General features: G+C 46.8%; 31 protein-coding genes, 1 pseudogene and 1 riboswitch. Of the genes and pseudogenes, 17 read left to right on the top strand and 15 right to left on the bottom strand.

Going from position 1 to position 23580, the window contains the following annotated elements; genetic code table 11:
• Positions 1-1482 precede the first annotated feature (1482 nt).
• Positions 1483-2121, bottom strand: a complete 639-nt coding sequence (locus tag OYT88_RS19975) for a TetR/AcrR family transcriptional regulator (protein WP_274402122.1) — start codon at positions 2119-2121, stop codon at positions 1483-1485.
• 180 nt (positions 2122-2301) lie between these two features.
• Here OYT88_RS19975 and OYT88_RS19970 point away from each other — a divergent pair, with 180 nt between their 5' ends.
• The 3 genes from OYT88_RS19970 to OYT88_RS19960 all read left to right on the top strand — a co-directional run bounded on the left by OYT88_RS19970 (position 2302) and on the right by OYT88_RS19960 (position 4725).
• Positions 2302-3201 (top strand): SDR family oxidoreductase, encoded by a 900-nt coding sequence (locus tag OYT88_RS19970; RefSeq protein ID WP_274402120.1) that lies wholly within the window; start codon positions 2302-2304, stop codon positions 3199-3201.
• Between the two features lie 853 nt (positions 3202-4054).
• Positions 4055-4432 carry an IS5 family transposase gene (locus tag OYT88_RS19965; RefSeq protein WP_274402119.1) on the top strand — a complete coding sequence of 126 codons (378 nt, stop codon included), beginning with the start codon at positions 4055-4057 and terminating at the stop codon, positions 4430-4432.
• A gap of 17 nt (positions 4433-4449) precedes the next feature.
• The gene (locus OYT88_RS19960) at positions 4450-4725 is read left to right on the top strand and encodes a hypothetical protein (protein ID WP_274402118.1); all 276 of its coding nucleotides are present in this window, start codon (positions 4450-4452) and stop codon (positions 4723-4725) included.
• A 404-nt stretch (positions 4726-5129) separates the two neighbouring features.
• On the opposite strand, the gene OYT88_RS21050 is transcribed toward OYT88_RS19960, so the two are convergent.
• Entirely contained in the window at positions 5130-5345 is a 216-nt protein-coding gene (locus OYT88_RS21050; protein WP_443217549.1) for a Rossmann-fold NAD(P)-binding domain-containing protein, read from the bottom strand.
• Between OYT88_RS21050 and OYT88_RS19955 the strand changes: the two genes are divergently transcribed.
• Positions 5302-5535 (top strand): hypothetical protein, encoded by a 234-nt coding sequence (locus OYT88_RS19955; RefSeq protein ID WP_274402117.1) that lies wholly within the window; start codon positions 5302-5304, stop codon positions 5533-5535. The two genes, OYT88_RS21050 and OYT88_RS19955, sit on opposite strands and share 44 nt — an antisense overlap.
• A gap of 73 nt (positions 5536-5608) precedes the next feature.
• Here OYT88_RS19955 and OYT88_RS19950 read toward each other — a convergent pair whose 3' ends face one another.
• A complete protein-coding gene (locus OYT88_RS19950) occupies positions 5609-6175 on the bottom strand; it encodes a MarR family winged helix-turn-helix transcriptional regulator (protein ID WP_274402116.1) in 567 nt (188 codons plus the stop codon).
• 104 nt (positions 6176-6279) lie between these two features.
• On the opposite strand from OYT88_RS19950, the gene OYT88_RS19945 reads away from it, so the two are divergent.
• A complete protein-coding gene (locus tag OYT88_RS19945) occupies positions 6280-7299 on the top strand; it encodes an amidohydrolase family protein (RefSeq protein ID WP_274402115.1) in 1020 nt (339 codons plus the stop codon).
• Positions 7300-7516: 217 nt separating this feature from the next.
• On the opposite strand, the gene OYT88_RS19940 is transcribed toward OYT88_RS19945, so the two are convergent.
• Entirely contained in the window at positions 7517-7939 is a 423-nt protein-coding gene (locus tag OYT88_RS19940; protein WP_274402114.1) for a transposase family protein, read from the bottom strand.
• A 437-nt stretch (positions 7940-8376) separates the two neighbouring features.
• Here OYT88_RS19940 and OYT88_RS19935 point away from each other — a divergent pair, with 437 nt between their 5' ends.
• Together OYT88_RS19935 and OYT88_RS19930 are read left to right on the top strand one after the other, a co-directional pair.
• A complete protein-coding gene (locus OYT88_RS19935) occupies positions 8377-8940 on the top strand; it encodes a TetR/AcrR family transcriptional regulator C-terminal domain-containing protein (protein ID WP_274402113.1) in 564 nt (187 codons plus the stop codon).
• A gap of 126 nt (positions 8941-9066) precedes the next feature.
• Positions 9067-10767 (top strand): oleate hydratase, encoded by a 1701-nt coding sequence (locus OYT88_RS19930; RefSeq protein ID WP_274402112.1) that lies wholly within the window; start codon positions 9067-9069, stop codon positions 10765-10767.
• A 636-nt stretch (positions 10768-11403) separates the two neighbouring features.
• Positions 11404-11501: riboswitch (purine riboswitch) on the bottom strand.
• Between the two features lie 35 nt (positions 11502-11536).
• On the opposite strand, the gene OYT88_RS19925 is transcribed toward OYT88_RS19930, so the two are convergent.
• From OYT88_RS19925 to OYT88_RS21040, 5 genes and pseudogenes are all read right to left on the bottom strand, one after another.
• Positions 11537-11920: a DUF1304 domain-containing protein gene (locus OYT88_RS19925; protein WP_274402111.1), complete on the bottom strand. Its 384-nt coding sequence runs from the start codon at positions 11918-11920 to the stop codon at positions 11537-11539.
• A gap of 18 nt (positions 11921-11938) precedes the next feature.
• Positions 11939-12244 (bottom strand): nitroreductase family protein, encoded by a 306-nt coding sequence (locus OYT88_RS19920; protein ID WP_274402110.1) that lies wholly within the window; start codon positions 12242-12244, stop codon positions 11939-11941.
• A 240-nt stretch (positions 12245-12484) separates the two neighbouring features.
• Positions 12485-12808: a hypothetical protein gene (locus tag OYT88_RS19915; RefSeq protein WP_274402109.1), complete on the bottom strand. Its 324-nt coding sequence runs from the start codon at positions 12806-12808 to the stop codon at positions 12485-12487.
• 767 nt (positions 12809-13575) lie between these two features.
• Positions 13576-13923: an ATP dependent DNA ligase gene (locus OYT88_RS21045; RefSeq protein ID WP_443217548.1), complete on the bottom strand. Its 348-nt coding sequence runs from the start codon at positions 13921-13923 to the stop codon at positions 13576-13578.
• Positions 13850-14395: pseudogene (locus OYT88_RS21040) on the bottom strand (ATP-dependent DNA ligase); the annotation flags it as partial. The gene OYT88_RS21045 and the pseudogene OYT88_RS21040, both read right to left, overlap by 74 nt.
• 332 nt (positions 14396-14727) lie before the next feature.
• On the opposite strand from OYT88_RS21040, the gene comGC reads away from it, so the two are divergent.
• The 7 genes from comGC to OYT88_RS19880 are packed head-to-tail and all read left to right on the top strand — an operon-like array spanning position 14728 to position 17396.
• Complete coding sequence (gene comGC / locus OYT88_RS19910) at positions 14728-15051, top strand: competence type IV pilus major pilin ComGC (RefSeq protein WP_274402108.1); 324 nt, start codon at positions 14728-14730, stop codon at positions 15049-15051.
• A complete protein-coding gene (locus OYT88_RS19905) occupies positions 15041-15493 on the top strand; it encodes a prepilin-type N-terminal cleavage/methylation domain-containing protein (RefSeq protein WP_274402107.1) in 453 nt (150 codons plus the stop codon). Before comGC ends, OYT88_RS19905 begins: the two co-directional genes overlap by 11 nt.
• Positions 15474-15806, top strand: coding sequence for a type II secretion system protein (locus OYT88_RS19900; protein WP_274402106.1), 333 nt, complete (start codon positions 15474-15476; stop codon positions 15804-15806). The genes OYT88_RS19905 and OYT88_RS19900 overlap by 20 nt, the downstream gene beginning before the upstream one ends.
• Positions 15803-16240, top strand: a complete 438-nt coding sequence (gene comGF / locus OYT88_RS19895; protein ID WP_274402105.1) for a competence type IV pilus minor pilin ComGF — start codon at positions 15803-15805, stop codon at positions 16238-16240. Before OYT88_RS19900 ends, comGF begins: the two co-directional genes overlap by 4 nt.
• 1 nt (position 16241) lies before the next feature.
• Positions 16242-16628, top strand: a complete 387-nt coding sequence (comGG, locus tag OYT88_RS19890; protein ID WP_274402104.1) for a competence type IV pilus minor pilin ComGG — start codon at positions 16242-16244, stop codon at positions 16626-16628.
• Positions 16625-17149, top strand: a complete 525-nt coding sequence (locus OYT88_RS19885) for a shikimate kinase (RefSeq protein WP_274402103.1) — start codon at positions 16625-16627, stop codon at positions 17147-17149. Before comGG ends, OYT88_RS19885 begins: the two co-directional genes overlap by 4 nt.
• Positions 17150-17183: 34 nt before the next feature.
• Positions 17184-17396, top strand: a complete 213-nt coding sequence (locus OYT88_RS19880; protein ID WP_274402102.1) for a YqzE family protein — start codon at positions 17184-17186, stop codon at positions 17394-17396.
• A 62-nt stretch (positions 17397-17458) separates the two neighbouring features.
• On the opposite strand, the gene OYT88_RS19875 is transcribed toward OYT88_RS19880, so the two are convergent.
• The 3 genes from OYT88_RS19875 to OYT88_RS19865 form a co-directional block, all read right to left on the bottom strand.
• Entirely contained in the window at positions 17459-18187 is a 729-nt protein-coding gene (locus tag OYT88_RS19875) for a class I SAM-dependent methyltransferase (protein WP_274402101.1), read from the bottom strand.
• A 75-nt stretch (positions 18188-18262) separates the two neighbouring features.
• Positions 18263-18895 (bottom strand): MBL fold metallo-hydrolase, encoded by a 633-nt coding sequence (locus OYT88_RS19870; RefSeq protein WP_274402100.1) that lies wholly within the window; start codon positions 18893-18895, stop codon positions 18263-18265.
• A gap of 127 nt (positions 18896-19022) precedes the next feature.
• Positions 19023-20006: an ROK family glucokinase gene (locus OYT88_RS19865; RefSeq protein ID WP_274402099.1), complete on the bottom strand. Its 984-nt coding sequence runs from the start codon at positions 20004-20006 to the stop codon at positions 19023-19025.
• Between the two features lie 218 nt (positions 20007-20224).
• Here OYT88_RS19865 and OYT88_RS19860 point away from each other — a divergent pair, with 218 nt between their 5' ends.
• Positions 20225-21070: a hypothetical protein gene (locus OYT88_RS19860; protein WP_274402098.1), complete on the top strand. Its 846-nt coding sequence runs from the start codon at positions 20225-20227 to the stop codon at positions 21068-21070.
• 9 nt (positions 21071-21079) lie between these two features.
• Here the strand turns inward: OYT88_RS19860 and OYT88_RS19855 are convergent, their stop codons facing one another.
• From OYT88_RS19855 to rpmG, 3 genes are all read right to left on the bottom strand, one after another.
• Positions 21080-21250, bottom strand: coding sequence for a hypothetical protein (locus OYT88_RS19855; RefSeq protein ID WP_274402097.1), 171 nt, complete (start codon positions 21248-21250; stop codon positions 21080-21082).
• Positions 21251-21282: 32 nt separating this feature from the next.
• Complete coding sequence (locus OYT88_RS19850; protein ID WP_274402096.1) at positions 21283-21891, bottom strand: 5-formyltetrahydrofolate cyclo-ligase; 609 nt, start codon at positions 21889-21891, stop codon at positions 21283-21285.
• Positions 21892-21961: 70 nt separating this feature from the next.
• Complete coding sequence (gene rpmG / locus OYT88_RS19845; RefSeq protein WP_274402095.1) at positions 21962-22111, bottom strand: 50S ribosomal protein L33; 150 nt, start codon at positions 22109-22111, stop codon at positions 21962-21964.
• A 354-nt stretch (positions 22112-22465) separates the two neighbouring features.
• Between rpmG and OYT88_RS19840 the strand changes: the two genes are divergently transcribed.
• Together OYT88_RS19840 and OYT88_RS19835 are read left to right on the top strand one after the other, a co-directional pair.
• Entirely contained in the window at positions 22466-22672 is a 207-nt protein-coding gene (locus OYT88_RS19840) for a hypothetical protein (protein ID WP_274402094.1), read from the top strand.
• A 6-nt stretch (positions 22673-22678) separates the two neighbouring features.
• Positions 22679-23179 carry an MltG/YceG/YrrL family protein gene (locus OYT88_RS19835; protein WP_274402093.1) on the top strand — a complete coding sequence of 167 codons (501 nt, stop codon included), beginning with the start codon at positions 22679-22681 and terminating at the stop codon, positions 23177-23179.
• Positions 23180-23580 lie beyond the last annotated feature (401 nt).

Here is a 23580-nt window from a genome sequence, read left to right as displayed (position 1 = left end):
ACAACAGAAGCACAGAATCAATAAATTTCAACATGGCACTAGTCAATCGCGAAGGAACAGGATAAACTAGAAGCACGATAACCCTTGGCGATTTTTCCTCTCTTTCTTGGCAGATAAGAGGATACCACAAAATCCCATTTAAGGGTTATCCTTTTGTATTATTTACACAGAACTTTTCACTCTCCAGTTATTTAATAAACTAATAAATTGAGTGATTTGGAAACATTAGCACAGTTTTTATGTTTTTTGAAATAAATAGGGGTATTTACCCATATTTTATGTAAGCTGATAGCTTACTAAAAAAGCAATAAAACATACTAACCATAGTGATGCGGAGAAGCACGACGGTACTCTCTGCACCCCTTTTATTCTATGGTGATAGTGAAGCATAAGGCCGCGGGATGCTTTGGCACTGGATGCCATAACTAAAACGAGCCGTTTCACCGGTTTTCACTGTAGTCTGTTCTAAGTATGTGGGACTCTAGAAGTCGTGTTTTGAAAATGAGAGGAGTGAAAGGTACGGTGAAAAGCTTCAAATCATACAAGAAGGAATTGGAATTGAAAAAGAGACTGTGTTTGGTATTGATGTCAGTGCGCAAATCTCGGAAGTGGCGGTGATCACCGATCGTATACTTGTTGTCACCAATGATGCCATCGGCTTTCAACAGCTGGTGTGTCGGCCCTTCAAAAATTGGTTCAGACGCCAATTATTATTTTTGAAACGGCCGGCGATTTCCGTCTGAGAGCCTTACTGGATGGCCACGGTTATCGTTATACTTACGCAACTGAATTCGCTCCTGGCAAAGATGCAGTTGGATCAGCTCCATCCAAAAAAAGGAGCCGAATAACGTTCGTCGGCTAGCCGGAACCGAAAGTTCAGCTGAGCCGGCCGCAGACAGACGTTCAGCACCGTTTTACGCCCAGTTGAAAGATCTCAACCACTTTTAGCAGCAGCTAACGGAGGATAACGTTCGAGCGGAAAATCAGCTTCACCGTGTTTTGTAGTTGACTTTTCCCGAATTGGAACGACTGAGCCACACCGAAACGCTCTATTATCACAGTGTTCATTGATTTGAATTCTCCATTTTGCACAATATTACCAGTAGAGTGAGAACAACCGCTTGCCAAAAGCACAATCAGCACAAAAAACAGAATATACCGCAAATTAATTGATTCCCCCCATTACTGGAATACATTCAAATTGGAAAAGGAAGTAAATTTCAGAAGAATAAGACTTCATATTACAACCTACTTTCATATAAAGAAGTATTCTAACTTTCTCCTTACTTTCTACATGAAAAAATGAAAATCCTTCTTCAAGTAACCTGACCGTTCAAATGAAAATATTCACAATTTCCTCACCCATAACGTTCTTCTATAAATGTGTCATTCGAGATAATGGCCCTTACATGAAGAAAGAGCACAATTCTTATTGCAGAATTGCGCCCTACTGCTGAAGACAATCTGGGAGCGCAAACATGATTATGAAATGGTTTGTAAAACTTTAGAAACCTCTTTTTCAATAACGGAATCATCTACGGTATCTAAATGTTCAGGCTTAAGCAATTGATATTGCTTCATTTTATAAAAATCCATAATCGCTTGTTTCAAGGTAACATCATATTGAATTGAAAATGAGGGTTCCATGAAACGTCGCAACACAGCGTCATCTTGAACCATAAACAACACCGCATTCAATTTGTTGAATATCTTCTGCTTCATCCCGGATTCAAAAAAGGTTTGTAAATTTTTCATTCGACTTTGTTGTGCAGCTGCAAGATCCTCAAAATGGTGCGGGTAAAATTCTTTGAGATCATTTAAGAACAAATCTGATATAAAAGTTACACATATCAACGATTGCAAAAACGTCATTTGAAAGCGTTCAACATAAGAGACGGAATCATCTTTTACAACGGTATCAGCCCCTTGCAAGTAATTAATATAATACATTACAACCCGTTGAATGATTTCATCTTTGGATGAAAAATGCTTATAAAGTGTCACTTTGCTGATATCCATATATTTTGCGATATCGTCTATTTTTAGTTGGCTGAATTTGTTTCTTCTTATAACAGGTTTTATTTTTTCAATATATTGATCGACGCTCACGGTTTTTCTCACGAAATGAAACCTCCTTTGACACTTATATTATACCGAAATCGCTTTGTTATCACAAACATATTTTACGTGGATTATTAGATTAACAATTTTAATTAAAATTGTTTACTTTGTTAATTTCATGCTGTATAATTTTTTTGTAGCTGAACATTCTGATAGGAAATATCCAAAGGAGGTAAGAATATGCGTGTTTTTGTTACAGGAGCGACAGGCTTCATCGGAACTGCGGTTGTCCGTGAACTCATCGAGGCAGGGCATCAGGTCGTCGGCCTTGCTCGTTCAGACAAATCTGCCGATACATTAAAGGTTGCAGGGGCCAAGGTGCACCGCGGTTCCCTCGACGATCTTGACAGCCTTCGCAGCGGTGCCTCTGCTGCGGACGGCGTCATTCATCTAGCGTTTAAGCACGACTTCTCAGAATTCGACAAGGCGGTCGCAGACGATCTACGTGCCGTCAAAACAATGGGGGAAGTGCTTGAGGGTACGGGCAAACCGTTCGTGATCACCTCAGGAACATTAATGCTCACATACGTACTCCCGCCAGGGCAAATCGGAACGGAAAAGGATGTAGTCGACAACTCAGTGCCCCGGGGTGAAGCGGAGAACGTGGTTATCTCGCTGGCTGAGCGCGGGGTACGGTCAGCGTTCCTCCGTCTCCCACCTTCTGTGCACGGCGAGACAAGAGCTGGTTTCGTCTCGAGTCTGATCGACATTGCTCGTGACAAAGGCTTCTCGGCGTACATCGGTGACGGATCCAACCGCTGGCCAGCTGTGCACTACCTCGATGCGGCGCGTCTGTTCCGGTTGGCGTTGGAAAACGCCCCAGCGGGATCTATACTACACGGGGTTGGCGAAGAGGGTGTACCAATCCGTGACATCGCCCAAATTATCGGTCGCCACCTGAACCTACCGGTGGTCAGTCTTTCCAAAGAAGAGGCAGCCGCCCACTTCGGCTTTTTCGGTGCCTTTGCGCCGACCGACAACCCAACGTCGAGTGCACTGACTCAGGAACGCTTGGGATGGCAGCCAGTGCATCCTAAGCTCATTCCAGACCTCGAAAAAGGACATTACTTCAGCAACTAAAGGTACAGAGGGCAGAAAAAAATCTGCCCATGGAATATTATAATATAGCGGGTCATGCGATACTCTCTGTGAATTGATAAGGAGAATGAACCACGACACAAAATTGAGGTAAGCAAGGTAACAAGTCCCAGTGATAAGCAGATCAGCGCGAACCCTCCTAACTCGGTTCCGTTGATCAAGCTATGAAACAATGCACGCTTCCTTCTACTTTAATGACTAACTGACCAACTTTACTTATATGTATTAGTCTTTAAATAACTAGTAGCACATTGTTTATGATTAATGAAATAAAGTAGGGGTATTTACCCACATATTTGCTTATGTTAATGACATGGGTATTCTCAAGCATTTTTTTCAGTGTTAAGGAGAATGTATTACGTAAATCACTTTATGCTAATTTGCCCGAAGTGATCACTTAAGGAAATGCGCGGTGGAAATTGTAAGCTTCCACCGCGCATTTTCGCCATATAATCAGTTATCGCAAAATCCCACAAGAAGGGCAGCCAAAGACGCTAAAGTACCCTGAATATTTGCTACAATTATCAAAAATAATAAACGTAACAAAATACCCGCGATCGCCAGTTGTTTCGCCGTTCTTTCTAGTTTCCGATGCACACCCGTCTTAATTCATGATCGCATAAAAATATCCGTAAAATTTCTCCATGTGGATAGGACCGTTATCCAATTTTTTGAGGGAGCTCGGGCGACTTGTATTATCAGAGTTCTTCCGGTATTTCCAGACTACTCGGGCTGCTCAGCGTCTTCTTCTCAATTCTATCATTTTCTGCTGTACTTGCTCTAGAGTGTGTTTTCAAACTACCAAAGATAAGTAATATCTGGTAATCTTTTCTTTATGAAGAGACGATACGAACTACGCGACGATCCATGGGAACACCTTAAACTTATTATGCCACCTGAACGTAAGCCGCAGGGAGGCCGACCGACGAAAGACAACCGACACATGCTAAATGCCATGCTTTGGGTTGTTCGATCGGGCGCTCCCTGGCGTGATTTACCGGACGATTATGGCCCCTGGCCATCCGTCTTCTATACGCGCTTTCGACGTTGGGAAAAAGCCGGCCTGTTTGACCCCATGCTGGAATGCCTTTCTGCTGATCCTGATGAAGAAAGCGTCATGATTGAGGCCTCTATCATCCGTGTGCACCAGCAGGGTGCGGGCGCAAAAGGGGGCAACACTTTCAGGCAATCAGGCACTCCAGAGGCGGACTGACGTCCAAAATTCACGCGGTGGCTGACGCGCTTGGCCATCCGCTCCTGTATCGGATCACTGCCGGGAACATCAATGACTGGGTGACGGGCTGCGAAATCCTCGACACTCTGGATCTTGAGGGCCAGCCGGTCATGGCGGACCGCGGTGACGACACGGATCGCATTTTAACCCTTCTGAAGGAAAACAAGCGCATTCAGTCATCCCTAGCCGCAAGTGCCGTACCGTTCAACGCCCGACTGATTGGTAGCTGTTTAAAGAACGTCACCTGGTGGAAAATCTGTTTAACAAGTTGAAACATAATCGCCGGTTGGCTACGCGCTACGATAAGTTAGTACGCACTTTCACCGCCTTTTTAAAGCTTGCTTCTGCCTTGATTTGGTTAGCCTAGGGTTTGAAAACACACTCTAGGGGGTAGAACATTTGTCCCCAATTCTTCCACTGCACAAACTTCAATTTAGAGTATGCAAAGTTTTACGTTCACCCCTTTGTTAAATAGGAAGGATAGCCCACATGCTAATCCATCCTGTTTTGATACAACCCTTTACTTTACAACATGGGTCGTATACGCATTCCGCCATCAACAAACAAATCAATGGCGGTACCCCCAAGTCATCCATCCGAAACAGTCAGTAACGAAATTCCCAAGTAATTTACATATAGTACCTTCCCATTTGAACAATGTTGGATTTCCCATCAATTATGTTAACCGTTTTAAGAAACGCTTCATCATGGGCTGAACGCGTACACCACCATCAACAAATAACTCGACGGCATTAATACCGAGATTATCGAGTAAAAAGAGTACCGTCTGTGCTACACCCTCTGTATGGGTGATTCGTTGTGTAGGTGTCTTTGCAACAGCCTTCTCTATGAAGTCCGGCGAGTTTTCCCATGCAGGCGTGTCGCCAACCAAACCAGGGTGGACAGAATTTACTCGAAAACGTGCGTTTTTCAGACATCAACTTGAAATTGATAGCGATCAGCCGTTGCGGGAGGTCTCTGGTTTAAGTCATGCCCAGAATGCCCAAGGGCTGGTCGGTCATGATGATCCCAGTGGCCCGTCAGAACGTCTGGACGACGAGAGGTTCTTCACGCTCTACTAAGCGATGCGTGACGTCCAGGCCGGGATCAACGAGGTCGTCGAACAGCCCGCCCTCCTGGCGCTCCTCCCGCCGGTCACCGGCGCCCACGTGGTCGATCTTCACTTTGCGTGACCTCGACACGGGCGTTTCGCCGGGTGGCGGGCACCTCACAGGGGACGCTCCGGCCGCTGCCGGCGACGGACCTAGCTGGCTCGTCCGGGAGCCTAAGCGCGTCGGGGTTGAGCCTCTCCAGCATGCGAGTCATGATCTCGCGCGCGGTTGCCTGCTGTCCGGGGTCGAGAGCGGCGAGTATGTCGTCGGTGACACAGCTGACGATCTCATCGGCGCGCGATGCCTCTTGCCTACCGCCGGGGGTCAGGCTGAGGCGCTTGATACGCTTGTCCGTCGTGGACGGGGCCGCCTGGACCAGGCCGCTTGAGATGAGGCCCTTGATGGCCGTCCCTATCGACTGGGGCGTTATCTTGGTGCGGCGCGCGATGTCAGCCACGGTGAGGTCCGGGCTGAGGCGGAGAATGATCAGCGCCAGGCTCTGTGCGCCGGACAGGCCCAGTCGGCGTACGTCGCGCTCCACGCGCGCTGCTACCGCCTGCGCAAGCTGCCATGCGAGGTAGGCGATCTGCTCGGTCGGGTTCTGTGTCATGAAACATTCCTCCAAAGATAACTTGCAAGTTTTATTCTAATTATGCTACAATGAGCCCGTCAGGTCAACTGGCCCGCACCAACCATCTCAGGAAAAGGAAGGTCATGCAGATCATGCAGAACAAAATCGCTCTGGAAGAGCACTACGAGATGTTCGTCGATACCACGGTAATGAACCTCCTGGCGGAAAGCGAGGGCTTCGACCCGGATTACCTCGCGGATGTCACACGCAGGGCGCAAGACATCGACATGCGGGTGGAGGAGATGGACCGCAACGGCATCGGCACGATGATCCTGTCGCCGTCGCCACCCGGTCCTGAAATGGTCACCGACGCCGGCCGGTCCGTGGATCTGGCCCGCAGGATGAACGACCACGCCGCGAACCTCGTCGCCAAGTACCCGGCCCGGCTGCGGGCGTTCGCCGCCGTCCCGCTACAGGATCCGGAGAAGGGCGCTGACGAACTCGAACGGGCTGTCCGGGACCTGGGCTTCGTCGGTGCCCTGATTAACGGCTTCAGCAACATCGGGGACGAGGACACCGCGCTGTACCTCGACGAACCGCAAGTGGAACCGTTCTGGGCGCGCGTGGAACAGCTCGGCGTCCCGGTCTACCTGCATCCCCGGCCGCCGCTGCCGAGCATGCGGCGGGCCTACCAGGGCTACCAGGGCCTGAACGGCTCGGCGTGGGGTTTCAATGTCGAAACCGCTACCCACGCGCTGCGGCTGATGCTGTCCGGCCTGTTCGACCGTCATCCCGGCATTAACGTCATCATCGGGCACATGGGCGAGATGCTCCCGTTCCAGCTGCCCCGGGTAGACCACCGGCTGCGGCACCTGCGTCCCGGCACCCACGGCAACCACCAGAAGCTCCTGACGGAATACCTGCGGACCAACTTCTACATCACCACCGCCGGCGTGTTTCAGACCTCGACCCTGCTGAACGCGCTGCAGGAGGTCGGCACCGACCGCGTGCTGTTCTCGGTGGATACCCCGTGGGAATCGGCGGACGAGACCTGCCCGTGGTTCGATACCTGCCCTATCAGCGAAAACGACCGGTGGAAAATCGGCAGGACCAATGCCGAACAACTCTTCGGTTTCAAGCATGTTAAGTCCCACGGTGAATGACCCCGGATTTCTCACAATAGATGGTCGCGTACGATCCGTAAAACACTCGAGTTTCGGAAGAAACCCGAGTGGCAGAAACGGAAGCCTAGGCGACACCCAACTGGCCGCGTTGGCGGGCCAGCGCGCATCGGATTGCAACGTGCGTCGGCGAGTCATCTTACCACGCCGCATAGGGGTACAGCCGACATAAAATAAGATAAGGCCACTTGTTGGATATTTATTCCAACAAGTGGCCTATTTTTACATGTATCTCGGCTGTACCCGTAATTTGATACAAAGAGTGCTTCAATACAAAAAAACCCCTGTTTTCACGCTCAGAGACTTTTTTACGTATAGCATCAAGGGTTTTTAATATGCCTTGTGCAAAATTTGTGTAAAAAAATACTGAGTAGAAAAAATAGATGCAGAGAAAAGACCCGTGCAAAGGTATTATGGGAGAGAATCCCGTTCGGCACTCAAGAAAGCTTTCGAACCATTCTTTGCGGGCATACCTGAATTCTTCCATATCGGTAAATGAATCGATCGCACAAATAGTTGCGGTCAACGCAATGTTTAAGATATCAATCAGGTTATGACGTAAATGATTCCCGCTACGCGGATCAGGAATGTCAGAAAGATGGTCAATCAAATGTTTTGTCATGGGCGCAGGTCTCCTATTACGGCCTTTTCTTCACATTTTACCGTTTTTTGGAAGAATATCCCTCACTTTTTAAATGCGTAAGCCATGACAGTCGGGTATATAAAGGTACGGTCGTAGTCCCGCATGGTGCAGCCTTTTCCCCTACAGACAGTCATCGATTGGGACCAGCCAATGACCACAACAATTTTATAGCTAATGATTTAAAAATCAATAGCACTGTCTTTATGATTATTGAAATAAAGTAGAGTATTTACCCATATTTGCAAAATTGATTGCATCATTTTTCTTGCACGGTTGCCTGATCACCGCGGAGGGCACCGCTTGTAGCATTTTCAATGGAAATTCGATCATTCCTATGATACACTCACTCATGCAGCATAAACATAACAGACTATTCACAATCAGTGAAGCAGTGTTATCTCAAAAGTGGTGAAATGATGTCAAATTCTATAATTACAGAAAGAGCGCTCGCCGAATCGTTAAAAAAACTGATGCAGCGCTATCCTGTCAATAAAATCCATGTCCAGATGATCACGGACGACTGCAAACTGACGCGACATACCTTTTATAACCATTTCCAGGATATTTACGAATTGCTTGGTTGGATCTATGACCACGAAGTGATCGAGGATCTTGAAAAATGCTGTAACCTGGCCCACTGGAAAGATGGAATTCTTTTAGTGCTGCAATACACGGTCGAAAACCGCAAAATCTGTCTGAACACTTTTCATTCCCTGGGCCGAGACCATCTGGAGTCCTTTGTATATCATGTGTTTAACCACGTGCTGGCTGGGATTATTGCGGACATTACGCAAAATATCCATGTGGACGAGAAGTCAAAAAAGGATGCCGCAGATTTTTACGCCAATGCGATTATGGGAATTTTTATAGCCTGGTTGAAACAAAATTTGAAAAGGGAGCCGACTGTGATCGCGGACTGGGTTGATAAAATGGTGAAAGGAAACCTTGTTCGTCTGATGAACCAATGCGCGAAGTCGTAAATCATTAAAAATTGCACATTATAAGGTATCTGTACATTTTTTGCACAGATACCTTTTCTGTTCATTGAAAAGGCTTCATAAAAGAATTATCTTGAAATCGTAAGATATAGAAAGGTGGTACAAGTCATGAACAACTATCAAAGGATCAATCCAAAGGCCCCTGAAAATATTGAGAAAAGAAAGGCTTATCTGATCGGTGGCGGTATCGGAAGCCTGTCGGCTGCAGCTTTTTTGATTCGAGACGCTCATATGCCGGGCAAGAACATCCATATTCTTGAGCAACTTGATGTTGCAGGCGGATCCATGGACGGTGCCGGAACTGCGGAAACCGGGTATACCGCGCGTGGTGGGCGCGAAATCGAAGCGCATTTCGAGTGCTTTATGGATCTGTTCGGCTCTATCCCGTCAATCAAAGATCCCGACAGGAGCGTACTGGATGAATTCCATGAGCTGAATCTGGAAGAACCGATCGAATCTCATTGCCGGATTGTCAGCCATCAGGGACAGAAAGAGGATTTCTCAAACCTTGGCCTTTCCAGGGAAAATGCAATGGAACTGGCAAGGCTGCACCTATTGACTGAGGAAAAACTGGGCGACACCACGATTGAACAATATTTCAGCCCCAGCTTTTTTGAAACGAATTTTTGGTTCTTCTGGGCGACCATGTTCGCCTTTGAAAAATGGCATAGTGTCGTCGAGGTCAAACGATATGAAGAGCGATTCATGCACCTCATCGGCGGCTTGAACCGCCTGAAAGGAATCCTGCATACAGAATATAATCAGTACGATTCTCTTATTCTGCCTCTGATCATCTGGCTGAAAAGCAACGGTGTGAACGTTGAGCTTGATTGCAGTGTCATAGACATTGATTTCAATTTTTCGAATAACGAAAAAATGGCTACCGCTATCCACTATAACAGCAGCGGCAAACCCGGAACAATCAGCGTAAAAAGGGATGACCTGGTACTGTTTACAAACGGTTCTATGACGCAGAATACCACAAGGGGTGACATTGATCACCCGGCTATATTGAATCGCTCTGAGGATAAAGGCTGTTTCTCTGTCTGGGGAAAAATTGCAAAGAAATCTCCCGATTTTGGACATCCGGAAAAATTCTGTACCGATATAGATAAAACCAAATGGTTGTCTTTCACCATTACTCTCAAGGATGACGATATCGTGTTTCCCCATCTGTTGACGCTCACGGGCGACAAACCAGGAATGGGCGGCCTTGTTACTATCAAGGACTCCAACTGGTTTATGAGCTGGGTTGTTCCTAAGGACCCTCATTTTATCAATCAGCCAGAAAACGTCAAAGTCCTTTGGGCTTACGCGCTGAATTTGGATGTTGAGGGAAATTATGTCCATAAGACGATGTCCGACTGCACAGGCCGTGAAATGTTTGAGGAGCTCTTGTACCACATGGGACTCAAAGATAAAATTCCTGAAATTCTGTCCCACACAGTCAATGTTATCCCGAGTATGATGCCCTATATCACCTCGCAATTCATGCCTCGTGTCGCCGGTGATCGGCCGAATGTCGTACCCGCCGGAAGCAAAAACTTTGGCTTCATCGGGCAATACGCTGAGATCCCGCACGACTGTGTGTTCACCGTGGAATATTCCGTTCGCGGAGCCATGATGGCGGTCTATAAGCTGATGGGGCTTGAGAAAGAGATTGACCCTGTATATCCGAGCCAGTATGACGTACGGGTCCTGATGAACGCAGCGAAGACCTGCCTAGGCTTAGACAAGGTTCCGCTACAGGATGTATCGCTCGGCCAGCTGCTAAAAGACACAGAGCTTGCGGATCTGTTGATGTCGTGACCCTTATTGGTTCGATGTTTTAATACAATACCGCTCATGCTTTCCCTTGTGAATTCTTGATTTTATCAGGTTTTTTCAACAGACTGCCTGTACCGGAAAAAGAAGCCGTCTCAACAAAAACCTCTTAAATCGAGAAGAAGGAAATCAATGATTTCCTTCTTTCTATAACAGAATACGCACGGTTCGTATACAACGGTTCCTTAATTGACATGCAGGCGCTCATACCGCTGGAGTCAGTCTTTCTGGCCCTCAGTGGATGAGCGTTTTGCCTGGAACAGCCCAGTGCATCGTTTCGCTCTGAGAACGGACAGTAAACCCTTTTGGCTTGTCGACAATTTTAGTGCTTCCGCCATGGTTCAAGCCAAATCAGCAAGCAGTAGCGTGTAAATTAGCTGGCGGAAAAGATGATTCTGCCATTAGAGAAAAACGAAAATAGTAAAATATGGAATCAAACATTGGATGCGTATGTCCCGAAGAACGTCACAAAGATTTACTCCTCAGAGCTGAGCCTATGACGGCCTGATTCACTTTTTGGGCACGTGCGGAAAAGTTCCCGCTCTCAGTTTTCGAATTAATGGCAGGTAGTATTTCCGAACCTGGCTTTCCAGCTAAAATAAAAAGCTGCTGCAAGTCAAATTATAATCTTTTGTGGATTATAATCAGCTATTTAAGGCAGCTGGTAGAAACGCTCAACTATTTCATGAGTTTATATAAACCTATTAAAAAACAGCACATTCTCGAATAAATACCTACCCATAAATTTTAATTACTATCCAATCACTGATGACAAAGTTAACAAAATCAATGTAATGAATGCTGGAAATCCCTGCTTCCATAATATGGATTTTGGAGAAGTCAATGATCCATATATGGCTGCAATCACGATACAGATTACAAAAAACATAACAAGCGGGAATTGTGCTGCTCTAGGGGCAAAAAACATCCCCCAAATGATTCCTACAGCCAGGAAACCATTATATAAGCCTTGATTTTTAAATAGTGTTTTTACCCGATAGTCTTGTAGAAAATCTCGATCTAATGCAAATGTTCGCTGAGCCACCTCACTCGAAGAATAGAACATTTCAAGACTCATGATAAATAAATGCTCTAGGGCGACTACAAAAGCGATAATATAAGCTATTGTTGTAAGCATATCTTTCCCTTTCTTAATTTACTTTTTAGCGGGGCTACCCATTACTTGATCAACTTGATTCCATGAAACAACGCGTTCTATTGGAAGTCGCACACTTTCATGGGCTGGCTTCGATGCCTTGCCGATAGAAGTAAACATAATCGGTGCGTAGCGTTCAACGTCTATACCCAATGTCTCCATGACTTCTTTACGTTTGATCGGCGCGTACTGAAGCACCACACGCAGCCACTGTTGGTGCAGATCGGCCAAAGACCAGGCCGAGGAACGGAAAAAATGAATCAGGGACTCATAACCGTTTGGATTTAACGCTAAATCACGGATCACGGAGGTGACCCCGAGACAGTCGGAACGAATCATCAGACCGATGATGATTACAACAAACCACTTAAACTGGGCGAATCTATGGAAACAGGAACGGAACAACAGAAGCACAGAATCAATAAATTTCAACATGGCACTAGTCAATCGCGAAGGAACAGGATAAACTAGAAGCACGATAACCCTTGGCGATTTTTCCTCTCTTTCTTGGCAGATAAAAGGATACCATAAAATCCCATTTAAGGGTTATCCTTTTGTATTATTTACACAGAACTTTTCACTCTCCAGTAATAATAAAAATGAAATACCAAAACTAAAACCATAGATTATAGTCAATGTATGATTTTTTACAAACCCAAACATTAATACATTCCATATACTATTTATTACTATAGCAACCAAGATTGTTCCAATAAATCTATCAAAATCATTTTGGCTCGCTGTCGCAAAAATAACATTTAAATCATCTTTATTAACCAAATAAAAAATATATTTTGCAGAACCTATAAAGGCCATGATGATCGCAACAGCACTGGCATAGTGTGCTATATTATTTAAAATATCAGCCATAAGAAATTATTCCCTCCTATATTCCTCCTCTTTTATTTTGTTTATCGGCTATTTCTTTATTTTTTATATGTACACCCGGCGCGAAGCACATGCCTGGGTGGAAAAACATTATCCATGAAAAAAGATAATTACAAATGTTAATAGCGAGCACTCATGATAATGATAGACAGTTTAGGAATTTTCAAATCAAAGCGTACAATAAGCCCAAGCATTCTAAGCATTTCCACTTCCTTATAGTGCCGAACCAAGACATGATCGACGGTTTTTTGCAGCTGCCGCCCGGCATGGCAGTCCTGCTTCATCCACATGGAACTCTCGGTTCAGCTGTGCTTCAAATTGATCAATATCCATCAAAACTCTTCTCCCTCCATTACATTCCGGTAACATTCCGGTTGCGGTGAATCTTCTTCAATCGCTTCAACACTTGCAGCGGAAATTTCTTCAGGCTTTGAAGTCTGGTCAAATTCCAGAAGAAGGACGTATCATTCGATAAAATGCTGATATATCAATGTTTTTATTAATACGTGTGCAAAATCAGTACAAAAAAATAGATTAATTACTGAGTAGAAAATAGTGTGCAAAAATGGTAGGCCATTCTTGCACTTCTACGCTAAGGCAGCATGTTTCAAGAATACGGATCATTCAACGAAAGAAGAACCACACCATTCATGAATATGAATTAACAGACTTTTGTCAAACTGCATTTCAGCTAATTCAAGTTCATAAACAAATTGCTGTGAGTAATTGTTGCCATATTAATTTTTCTCTTAACTCGGTTCCATTCTACAAGTACTTGGATTTTCCTCAACAACTGCTTGCAGGGTCGGCTGCCATAGAAAATGCCCGCTACTCCATTCAATATAATGCATTTTGACTGTCAGCAGCGGCTTCAGCCAACAGATGTTTTTCTTTTCCCGAAAATTAACAAAGAGGGTATGCTCGTCTCCCAAGCGAACAGCCCGTTCTGCAAAAAGCTGCCATTCCCTTGCAGTCAACTTTCCAGGTCCGCAGTGACCAATATAGATCAGTTGATCGTTCGTGTTATAAAGACCCAGCAGAATTGAATGGACGCTGCCCTCTCGATAAGAGAGACCCCCCAACGACCGTAACAACATCTTTATAATTTTTTATCTTTCGCCAGTTCGCATTTTGATGCCCGATCCAATAGGAACTGTCGATTTTTTTCGCGACAATTCCCTCCATATCCAATTGTCGAATCTTGTTGAACAGTTCACGACCCTTGGCGTAATTAGGAGTCAGCTGTATATTCTCTGATGGAGTGAGCATGTCTCTAAGTATATCCAAACGACTTTTTAAAGGAAGGTCAGTCACCCAATTCCCGTTGTAGTAAAGAAGATCAAAGACCCTGTAGTAGACCGGTACGTTCTCCTTAGTTAAACTTATCCGATTCGCTTTGCGAATACTATCCCGTTTCATGATTTCATGAAATGAGGGCCGCCCTTCTTGATTGAGCGTAATGGCTTCTCCGTCCAGAATAAATGATTGAGCTCGAACAAGGTTTCTACTATTGACTATTTCAGGAAAAGTCGCCGTTCTTTCATTTTTCCGTTGATTGAACAGGCGTACATCCTTCTCATTGTTATACCATTTCTCCTAATACACTCATTTCTCAAGAATAAGATTACGTATTCTCGAGTTTTGAATTCCGTCACAATTTTCGCTAGATAAAAAAGGATCGGATCCAATTCTGTCGAATTATAGTTTTGTAGTTCTTTTTTATCAGCTGAATCGTTTCAAGGAGGTGGTCGTTCTTTTCTTCGATTTTCTTCCGTTTTCCTCTCGTTTGGCCCTCTTTTTCCGTTTCCATTGCTTCTCTCATGTCTCACTGCCGTTGTTTTTATCTGTTCACTTCCGCTTTTTCACCCGCTTTTTGACCCCACTTCAAAGGAGTTCTTCGCATGCTTAAAACTTTCCGTAAACTCGTTTATGCTTCAGAACGTGCCTTTACTCTGATTGAAATGATGATCGTGCTAATGATCATATCGATTCTTCTGCTGATCGCCGTGCCGAATATGATGAAATCTCATCAGGTTGTTAGGGACAAGAGCGGCGAAGCCACCGTCAAGCTGGTGCAGAGCCAGGTTGCGGCCTATCAGATGGAGAAGGGAACGCTGCCGGCGGATCTTCAGGTACTCGTCGACGAGGGCTATGTGGACAGCATTGAGACTCCGGACGGCGGAACTCTGACCATGGATGCGGAGGGAAAGGTCAGTGCGCCGTAACAGCCTTCTTCGTCCGGAATGCGGGTTCACTGTTCTCGAGCTGCTCATTGTTGTTTCGATCGCCTGCATCCTTGCACCTGTCTCATTTCTAACGTTCTCCCGTTTATCGGACGCACAGTCGATGAGGCAGTTTGTCGAGGATGTCAGGGACACGATCAGTGAAGCGCAAATGGAAGCGATCGCGGAGTCGACGCCGATCACTATCATCTTTAATACGGATCAGCACTTTTTTCTGGTGTCCAAACGGAATGAGACCCTTAAAAAGGCAATGGATCCAAGAATCCGGTTGTACAGCAATGTCAACAAAAGTTATATTCTGATCAGCCGGATCGGAAGTTTCTCACAGCCGGGTACTTATACTTTTACGATGAATACAATTCGGTACAATCTTGTTTTGCTTTTAGGACAGGGGCGATTTTACATTGACAAGGCGAAATGGTGAGCGGGGAATTTTCCTTTCTGAGGCCGTTATTTCCGTCTTTATCCTAACCACGGTTATGCTTCTCGCTTTCCCGGTGCTCATCCACACTTATTCCGAACGACGTATCCTGCAGCAGAAGCAGGAAGCCATCGATGTTCTGCGCGATCAGCTGACCGCGTGGGAAAGCGGAAATCCAGCCGCCGCGGACTCCGGCGGAACACGCACCGAATTCAGATTGCACTGGGACCGAAAAACGGAGCATGAGTCGAAGCTGCGTGTCTCCTGGTCATACGGGGGACGGACCCATGAGTTAAGCAGCGAGGCAAGAAAATGAAAAATCAGGATGGATTTACGCTGCTGTCGATGATGCTCGCACTCAGCGTTCTGGCTGTTGCTTTATTCCTTGCCGTCTCAGTCCTTTCCGGCATGGCAAAACGATTTGAAGATCAGGCCGGCAGTTTTCGTAAAGACGTCAGGCTTTTCTTCTCCCAGACTTCCAGGGAACTTCATTTATCGCAGACGGTCGGCTGCTCGTCGGATCACCGGCAGCTTATTTTGAATAAGAATTCTGAACAGGTTGTTTACCAGCCGGATGATCCTCAGAGGATCATCCGGCGCGTCGGCGGCCAGGGCTATGAGATTGTCCTGCAGCATGTGAAGAACGTTCAGTTTCAATGCAGCGGCACGCTCGTTTCGATTAAAGTGACCGACACTCTGGACAGGTCCTATTCCTGGAGTGACCGGCTTTATATCGAAAAAGGAGGCTGACATGTCTGAAAACAACCATCAGAAGGGATTCATGCTCCCGCTGGCGATGATTCTGGCGCTGATCCTGACTGCGTTTGTTCTGCACGCCGTGCTCCTTCTGGACAGCGACCGGAACTTCTTTCAGGCATCTTATGCCGCTTTTCAGCTGCAGCAGCTTCGTGAATGCGCCCTGGCCGATATCGACGAACAAATTCAGAAAAAAACATTGCCGGAAAAAGGGTCTTTCGTATATGATAAAGGGACAATAAACTTTAGAACGAATCAAGTCGGAGACCACCTTGAAATCCTGTTTACCATCATTTCAGCTCAAGGCAAAGAAACCGATCAAATCGTTTACAGCCTGTCCAGCGGTCGCCCTGTTGGCTGGCTTGAAAGGACAGACCCATGATCTACATTACCGGATTTATGGGCGCGGGAAAAACAACCATCGGTGCCGCGCTTAGCAAAAAACTGAATGTTGCTGTTTATGATACGGATCTGATGGTGGAAAGAGAGCAGAACAAATCCGTTCAGGAGATATTCCGCGATGAAGGAGAAGCTTTCTTCAGAACATGCGAAACCCGCGTTCTGGAAAAACTGGCCGTGCAGCAAGAGAACACCGCCGCCGTTGTGACGACCGGCGGCGGAATTGTGATGAATCCGGCCAACCGGACACTCATGAAATCCAATGGTTCAATCATCTTTCTCTATTGCGACATCCATACCATCAGAAAGCGGCTCATTAATGACAAAACCCGGCCCCTCGTCCAAAAGTATCAGGGCCCGGAACTGGAAGCTCTTTACAAAAAAAGAATGGCTGCTTATTTAGATGCGACCCATGTCATCCATGTCACGGCCAAATCCGTAGAAGCGATTGCAGTTGAAATCCTTTCACTGATGTATCAAACAGCTCCCGAATGGGTATCCTGATTGATAATCAGATCAATCGAAGGGATTCCTGCATATGAAGTCGGATGAATATGTGAAGTTCCTGACAGAACAGTTTGTCCGCTACATGGAAACTCCGCGGGCAGAGCGGAAGCGGGCAAAAATGGAACAGAGGGCCCTGCGCCCGCCTTTGCGCAATCAGCTTTTCGGACAAATACCGAATGCCGTCGAGAGCTATGTCTTACAGTTTAAAGATTTTTTCGGCAAAATAAATAAAAAGTCGCGCTAGAATCCCCTCCGGCCGGCAGATACACTCACTTTATCTGCTTAAACCAAAGGGGATCCTTTTCTTCAAGGCGTCTCTTGTTTTTCGACCTGATAAATACGATATGAAAGAACATCTTTATAGGTCAGCATGATCTGCAGGTGGGAAAGCCAGACATCGAGGGCCTCCTCGTCGATTTCTTCCGTCAGCCGGTAGGACGGCAGTTCGACTGCAGCCGCTTTCTGCGAAAAGTCACTGTCTTTCCGCGCCTTTATATCGGAAAATCCCGCCCTTTCCCAGATCTTCTTCCAATCGTCTTCCGTCAGCAGTCCCGCGACACCGTACAGGGATTGAATCATTTTCCTTTCCGGGAGCGAGAGCCGCTCTTCAATGGTCATTTCAATAGCAATCAGCTTGCCGCCCGGCCTGAGAACGCGGAAATACTCCCGGGCTGATTGAGCCATCCGAGTGAATGCAGTGACCGATTCCGAAAGCACCCAGTCGAACGTTTCATCACCGAAGGGCAGCTGCTCCGCCGATCCCGCGACAACCCGAAAGGGCGCTGAGGCTGCGGAGGACCGTTTTTGAGCCAGTTCGACCATTTTCGGATGAATATCGAGGCCGGTCACTTCGGCTCCTGTGTTTTCCGCAAGAAAGGCTGTTGTGGCGCCCGTTCCGCAGCCGGCATCCAAGATCCTGTCTCCCGCTTTTATCGATGCTTCGCTTATAATTGCTTCCGTTAACTGCCGCCCGCCCGGATGTGCGCTGTCAATCGCCAGTTTCGCCAGAAAATCAATGTATCGATGGTTGTTCAAAGCAACCTCCCCTTTTGTCTTTCATCACGCCCATTGTATGAAAGAAGGAAGCATGCCGTGAATAACCGCCCCGGATCAGATCAGAAAAGGATTCGTTTCGGCTTCTTTTCCGATGGTTGTCGAGAATCCGTGCCCCGGTAAGACGACGGTTTTCTCCGGAAGAGTCAGCAGTTTTTCTCTGATAGAGTTTAAGAGCTGTGGACCGTCGGCTCCGTATCCGTCAGACCGGCCGATACTCCCGCTGAAAAGAGCGTCTCCGCAAAATACGGCCTGATCATGGGCGAAGTAAAAAGAAACGCCGCCCGGAGAGTGGCCCGGAGTTTCAAGCACGTCAAACGAAAAGGGGCCGATCGTCAATTCTGTTTCCCCATTAATCAGTTTTTCCGCCGGTCTTGTACGGACCTCCTTCGACATCGAAAAAAAGGCCGAGCCGTTCTTTCTCGGATCATCCGGCCAGTCCGACTCGTTTTTATGCAGATAGGCGGGGATATGCCAGCGATCGCGTGCCGAATCAAGCGCCCCGATATGATCAAAGTGAGCATGTGTCAGTAAGATAGCCAGCGGAGAAAGTTCCTTATTTTTCACAACGGCGAGTATCTTTTCAAGCTCGCTCCCCGGATCAATGATCAAAGCCTCTTTCGTCTTTTCGTCTTCAAGGATATAGCAATTAGCCTGAATCGGGCCTACCGGACATACTGTCCACTTCATCAAATCACCCCATTTGCATGAATTTATTCCGCCGGGCATCAAAGACCGTCACGGAAGGAACCCGGCCGTACGGCGAAGCGCATCAATGACAGTCCGCCGCTCCGTTATAAGGCCCCGGTGCGCCTATTCAGACAGTCCGTATCCGGCCGATCTTTGTCTTGGCAAGCCAGGCGCCGCCGATCACACCGGCGTCGTTCCCAAGCCTGGCAACATCAATTGTACAGGATTCAAAGGCTCTGGGGAGTGAAAACTTTTTAAAATATTTCGTCAGCGGCAGGAGCAGCGTATTTCCCGCATGAGAAACACCGCCTCCAATAATGATTTTTTCAGGATTGACCACCATTGAGATCGCTCCAAGTGTGTAGCCGAGATAATAGGCCGCTTTTTCGGCAACAACCAAAGACAGCGGATCTTTCTTCTCCGCACAGTCGAATACATCTTCGGCGCTGATGTCTCCCTTATCTTCAAAGATATCCCGCAGGATGCTGTCCGAGTCGTTATAATCGAGGGCTTCAAGCGCGAGCCGGCGAATGCCCGTAGCCGATGAAACCGTTTCAAGACAGCCGCTTTTTCCGCAGTTGCAGGGTGCACCATTTTTCGGAAGCACCGTGATATGGCCGATCTCCCCGGCCATGCCGCTGACCCCGTGCAGGATTTCTCCGTCGCAGATAATGCCGCCTCCCACTCCCGTACCGAGCGTAATACAGACAATGTTCCGGGCACCCTGTCCGGCACCGAGCCACATCTCGCCGAGCGCGGCCAGATTGGCATCATTTTCAATAATTGCAGGCATTCCGGTCAGCTTTTCCAGTTCGTCTTTCAGAGGATAGTTCTCCCAGCCGATGTTGACCGCTTTATACACGAAACCCGTGGCCATATCAATGAATCCGGGAGCCCCCATGCCGATGCCGCTGATTTCCGAGCGGTCGATCTGAAGCTGACCAAGTTTCCTGACAATACTTGCGCCGATATCCGAAGCTATATGGCTTCCGTTGTCTATCGTATTGGTAGCGATTGCCCACTTGTCAATCATCTTTCCCGATTCATCAATCAAGGCCATTTTCGTCGTCGTTCCGCCCAGATCCACACCGACATGCATCAATTCAGACATGACATACACCCACCTTATGGATTATCTCTGTTCTTTTATTCTCTCGTAAAAACCGTAAAATGCCAATGGACAATCGCTAACGTTTACATGAAAAATGACCGCAGCAAACACGGAGGCCTTTTCGCGGATTTTACACCGCGGCCTCCCGTGCCTGAATCATGAATCGGCGTGTCGGTGAATAAGCTGTCTTAAGCAGCCTTGTCCCGGAGGTACGTCCGATGCGAAAAAAAAGAATGTTTATCATTTTGCTTGCAGCATGCACCGCTTGCGTTCTGTCTTTCGTTTATCCGTTCATTTTTTCAGTCCGCCCCAGCATTACCTTCTTTCCTGAGGGCGGAAGCGTTCATTATCAAACGGCAGCGACCGGGCTTGAACTCATTCCGGAAGCCGCCGCAATCAACTGGACCGTTGAGTCGGCAGTCGATCACCGGGCTTATCTCATGCAGGATTTTTCTTTATTATATAAAAACAACCGTCTGATCGCCATGATTAATCACTGGGCAAGAAATGAAACCGGGCTGCGGCAAGAGAAACGGCTTCAGGCATCGCCGGGCTTCTATCAAGGCCTTTCGATTCATGAAGCAGAAGTGCATTCCGGCAATCATATCTATGGAAAAGCCGAACTGTCGCAAGATCAATTATTTGTCGGCCGGAGCCGCACACATTTTGTATCTTTTAAAACAGCCGCCGCAAAAAGGGAAAAGGAGCTCAGTGCCCGCTACAAAAATCAGATCGCTCTTGCGCGCGCAGAACTGCTGCGCAGAGCCGCGGATAAATACGGATTCAATCCGGCAGTCTACCGGATTTTTCCGCTTTCCGAACTCACTCCCGCTTCAGTCGGGACACTTTTCCCGTTCAGTCCGGATAAAGCCCGGCGTATCACCGTCCAATTATGGGAAGGCATTTATAAGACTTTTCTTCAGGGTTTCGAAACATCGCCGGGCCGGTTCGAACCGGCTGCGGGCAGCAGCATGCCTCTCCTGCTGATTGCCGGAGACCATCTGCTCATTGTCATTGAGACTTCCCGCGGCGATATTGTTCTTCTGAAGCAGGTTTTTAACTGATGAGTTCTCTCAAAAAAAACGCCGCCGCCTGCGCACGCCTCGTGTCCGGGCCATTCCCCTCAGAAGATAGCTGCTGCCGAGAAACACGGCGGCCAGTTCAAGAATGCCCCAGCGCCTTCTGTAGAGGTAATAAATCACCGCCGTTAAAAGAAAAGCCTGTACTTTCCACGGTCTTCGCATGAAAAAACGCTCCTTGTCAAGAGATAATGCGTTTAGTCTGACTCATCATCCTTATTTTCATGCACCACCCGATCCTTCACACGGATACATTCATTTTCAGTGATCAGCATGTCCACCCTTTGATCATGGCCTTCTTCGGGCAGACGGTCAAACAGCTGGATTTCGAGCAAAAGCGAGACTGTCTCTCCGGAAAAATTTTGTAAGAAGCGATCATAGTAGCCGCCTCCGTAGCCGATGCGATATCCTCTCCGGTCAAAAACAACGCCCGGAACAATCACCAAATCCAAACTTTTTTTGTCCATTTTTATCGCTTTTCCCGGTTCCGGTTCCATCAGTCCGAAATAACCGATCTTTAGCTGATCGAATGATTCCAGTCTGTAAAAAGTCAGCTGTTTCGCGGACGGTTCACACTTGGGCACCGCCACACACTTCTTTTGCGACCAGGCCTTCAGGATGATCGCCTTTGTCTCGATCTCGCGGCCAACGGAAAGGGTCACTGCAACGGTCTTCGCCCGGCGCCACGGCCGGCAGGCAAACAGCCGTTCTCCGACTTCCAGACATTTTTCATGAAAAAGCCGCTCGTCGATCTTCTGCAAACTATGGAGTACCTGACGGCGCAGTTCTTTTTTTGTCACTTTCATTCGGTCCCTCCAAAAATGAAGCCGCAAAGAACCTTCTCAGGTTTTTGCGGCTCCATCTCCCGGAAAATACTTATTTTGTTTCACGGTGAAGCGTGTATCTTCTCAGTCTCGGGCTGTATTTTCTCAGTTCAAGACGCTCCGGATGCTTCTGCTTATTCTTCGTTGTGATATAGTTACGGTCGCCTGTTTCCGTACATTCAAGAATGACCTTAACGCGCAAGTTTTATCCCTCCATTACTCGCTGATTCTTTCGTTTTCACAAAACATACACTTAATAATAACAAAAAAAACTGTTTACTTCAACTGTGTTTCTTTCTTTGACGGCCGGATTCCCGGCGGCTTATTTTACATTTTTCTTTCTTTTTCAGCAATGTTCTTCCGTAGCGGATAGAGTTATGCTATAAATATCAATAGGATGTTTTAAAAATAGGTAGTGAATGATTCTGTTCCGTTTCCGCTTCGTGTATCCGCGGGAACCCGCAGCTGCCGGATAGCTTCCTGTCTGTTTCAGCAGCGATTCGCATTTTTGCCTGTTTTTTAACACGCACTTCAAAAAAGTGGCGGGGGGTAAATTATGGGTTTTATTATTCTGATCCTTGTGGTCATTGGACTGGCTGCGCTCGCCTTGTCTTATTATAAACAGGACAGCGTCAAACAAGTGGAAAGTCAGTTGGAAGAAAATTCAATCACAATGATGCAGGAACTTTACAAAGTCAAGAAAAAAATTCGGGTGCTCGAAGAAGAAGTGATGCTCGGGGACCGGAATAAATTTAAAGGGTGAAGTGTGTTGACAAGAAACGGAATACGCGGTTTTTCGGCAGGCGTCCTGATTACATGCGCTGTTTTTGCTTTTTTCTATTACGTTGTTTTTAATAATGGAAATCAGACGGCAGCAAAAAGTGTCGTCAGGCAGACGCCGCTGACCGATGCGACCGTCACCCAGTACTTAACGGACCATCATCGCAAGGCGATCGATGTCGACGTTTATAATCAGTGGATGGCCAGTGCCGGTGCGGCGGCAAAAAAGACTCAGGCAAAACCGGCGGCAAGCAGTAAGCCTCAGCAGAATCAGCCGGTATCTTACAATCTGCAAATCAAGAGCGGCATGACGCCAAGCGACATCTCGGCTCAGCTGGTTAATGCGAAAATTCTTCCGGCAAACCAGAAGGTTAGTTTTGATCAGTATCTGCACAACAGCAAGCTTGATCAATTTGTGCAGCTTGGCACGTTTAAGGTATCAAGCAACATGTCGATTCAAAAAATCGCACAAGTCATCACAAATCATTAATAACAATAACGGACCATTAAATGCCGGACGGGCGATCAAACCCGTCCGGCATTTTGATTTTCTCTGTTCCCCTTTTTATTCTTAGCCGCATGCCAAATACATGCGTATGTACCATGATTCCTCGTCTAAATTTTGGGGGAGAATTGGGATCAATGTGCCTGCTTTTTTCTTTCTTGAGAAATTATACAATTGTTTGAGAACGTTACCGAATAAATCGGTTTATATTTTCATCTGGACAGTCAAAAGTTTTAAGTGACTATGAAATCAGTAATTTGTCCTCTAATCCCAGATGTTTGCTGCTTTTCCTGAATTATTTGCGTTAGGGTTAAATGCTGATTTCCGGCAAACCAGTGAAAAATAGAACGGTGTAAAAAAGCCATCATTGTTGCTTCTGAGACAAC

Origin of the sequence: Sporolactobacillus sp. CQH2019, from assembly GCF_028765345.1 — a bacterium.
In the GTDB taxonomy this organism is placed as follows: Bacteria; Bacillota; Bacilli; order Bacillales; family Sporolactobacillaceae; genus Sporolactobacillus.
This window is presented reverse-complemented; position numbering and strand designations above follow the sequence as displayed.

Excerpts from the sequence above, each read along its gene's own strand:
- OYT88_RS19885 (WP_274402103.1), top strand. The coding sequence starts at position 16,625 with ATGATCTACATTACCGGATTTATGGGCGCGGGAAAAACAACCATCGGT.
- OYT88_RS19840 (WP_274402094.1), top strand. The coding sequence starts at position 22,466 with ATGGGTTTTATTATTCTGATCCTTGTGGTCATTGGACTGGCTGCGCTC.
- OYT88_RS19915 (WP_274402109.1), bottom strand. The coding sequence starts at position 12,808 with ATGGCTGATATTTTAAATAATATAGCACACTATGCCAGTGCTGTTGCG.
- OYT88_RS19945 (WP_274402115.1), top strand. The coding sequence starts at position 6,280 with ATGCAGATCATGCAGAACAAAATCGCTCTGGAAGAGCACTACGAGATG.
- OYT88_RS19865 (WP_274402099.1), bottom strand. The coding sequence starts at position 20,006 with ATGTCTGAATTGATGCATGTCGGTGTGGATCTGGGCGGAACGACGACG.
- comGC (WP_274402108.1), top strand. The coding sequence starts at position 14,728 with ATGCTTAAAACTTTCCGTAAACTCGTTTATGCTTCAGAACGTGCCTTT.
- OYT88_RS19950 (WP_274402116.1), bottom strand. The coding sequence starts at position 6,175 with ATGACACAGAACCCGACCGAGCAGATCGCCTACCTCGCATGGCAGCTT.
- comGF (WP_274402105.1), top strand. The coding sequence starts at position 15,803 with ATGAAAAATCAGGATGGATTTACGCTGCTGTCGATGATGCTCGCACTC.
- OYT88_RS19940 (WP_274402114.1), bottom strand. The coding sequence starts at position 7,939 with ATGACAAAACATTTGATTGACCATCTTTCTGACATTCCTGATCCGCGT.
- OYT88_RS19970 (WP_274402120.1), top strand. The coding sequence starts at position 2,302 with ATGCGTGTTTTTGTTACAGGAGCGACAGGCTTCATCGGAACTGCGGTT.
- OYT88_RS19855 (WP_274402097.1), bottom strand. The coding sequence starts at position 21,250 with ATGCGAAGACCGTGGAAAGTACAGGCTTTTCTTTTAACGGCGGTGATT.
- OYT88_RS19870 (WP_274402100.1), bottom strand. The coding sequence starts at position 18,895 with ATGAAGTGGACAGTATGTCCGGTAGGCCCGATTCAGGCTAATTGCTAT.
- OYT88_RS19860 (WP_274402098.1), top strand. The coding sequence starts at position 20,225 with ATGCGAAAAAAAAGAATGTTTATCATTTTGCTTGCAGCATGCACCGCT.
- OYT88_RS19930 (WP_274402112.1), top strand. The coding sequence starts at position 9,067 with ATGAACAACTATCAAAGGATCAATCCAAAGGCCCCTGAAAATATTGAG.
- OYT88_RS19925 (WP_274402111.1), bottom strand. The coding sequence starts at position 11,920 with ATGCTTACAACAATAGCTTATATTATCGCTTTTGTAGTCGCCCTAGAG.
- OYT88_RS19965 (WP_274402119.1), top strand. The coding sequence starts at position 4,055 with ATGAAGAGACGATACGAACTACGCGACGATCCATGGGAACACCTTAAA.
- OYT88_RS19935 (WP_274402113.1), top strand. The coding sequence starts at position 8,377 with ATGTCAAATTCTATAATTACAGAAAGAGCGCTCGCCGAATCGTTAAAA.
- comGG (WP_274402104.1), top strand. The coding sequence starts at position 16,242 with ATGTCTGAAAACAACCATCAGAAGGGATTCATGCTCCCGCTGGCGATG.
- OYT88_RS21045 (WP_443217548.1), bottom strand. The coding sequence starts at position 13,923 with ATGTTGTTACGGTCGTTGGGGGGTCTCTCTTATCGAGAGGGCAGCGTC.
- OYT88_RS19850 (WP_274402096.1), bottom strand. The coding sequence starts at position 21,891 with ATGAAAGTGACAAAAAAAGAACTGCGCCGTCAGGTACTCCATAGTTTG.
- OYT88_RS19880 (WP_274402102.1), top strand. The coding sequence starts at position 17,184 with ATGAAGTCGGATGAATATGTGAAGTTCCTGACAGAACAGTTTGTCCGC.
- OYT88_RS19955 (WP_274402117.1), top strand. The coding sequence starts at position 5,302 with ATGAAGTCCGGCGAGTTTTCCCATGCAGGCGTGTCGCCAACCAAACCA.